This is a genomic window from Agathobaculum sp. LCP25S3_E8 (assembly GCF_052117165.1).
Taxonomy (GTDB): Bacteria; Bacillota; Clostridia; order Oscillospirales; family Butyricicoccaceae; genus Agathobaculum.
The window spans coordinates 1-606 of the sequence record NZ_JBQKJR010000167.1; the positions used below are offsets into that span (position 1 = coordinate 1).

The window sequence follows — 606 nt, forward strand, 5'->3', positions numbered from 1 at the left end:
AGGGATAAAGCTGCCACGCATTCTTTATGCCAAAAGCGGATCACAAAATCCACCCATTTGACATGGCCCTTTGAGTTCCTGCCTTCATTCAGAAATAACTTATTGGCACCGGGGAATGTCTGATCCAGGAGTGAAATTAAACCGTTTCTCAACATTGTACCGGTGGTGGTTGTCCGCTCATAGAGCCGATTCTGGATCTTCAGCATTTGCCTTGTTTCATCTTCTGCGGAATATTCCCTCAGATCCATCCAGAATGTGAGACCATAATTTGCGATTTTCAACGCATCCGCTTTATCCGTTTTAACCTTGCGCAGTGAATTGTCGCTGAAGTTGTGGATCAGAATCGCGTTGACTACACTGACAAAGAATCCAGCCTGTTGCAGCGCCAAAGCCACGGGTCTCCAATACATTCCTGTATGCTCCATGACAATTCGAATCTCGCTGCCTTCATCGTCAAGCCCCTGTAGCTTCTCAAGCAGATTCTTGATACCGGTGACATCATGGCCGACGTCAAATGGGAGTAAAGCCACTTCACCGCCTGGTCTTCTGGCTGCCACTGTGCTTTTATATTTTGAAACATCGATTCCAACCGCTGTAATGACTCCT

Annotated in this window: 1 protein-coding gene; it reads right to left on the minus strand. The window is 46.9% G+C overall.

Annotated elements, in window-relative coordinates:
* A partial coding sequence (locus ACTQ34_RS18110; RefSeq protein ID WP_441364987.1) for an IS110 family transposase occupies positions 1-606 on the minus strand: 606 nt, incomplete at both ends.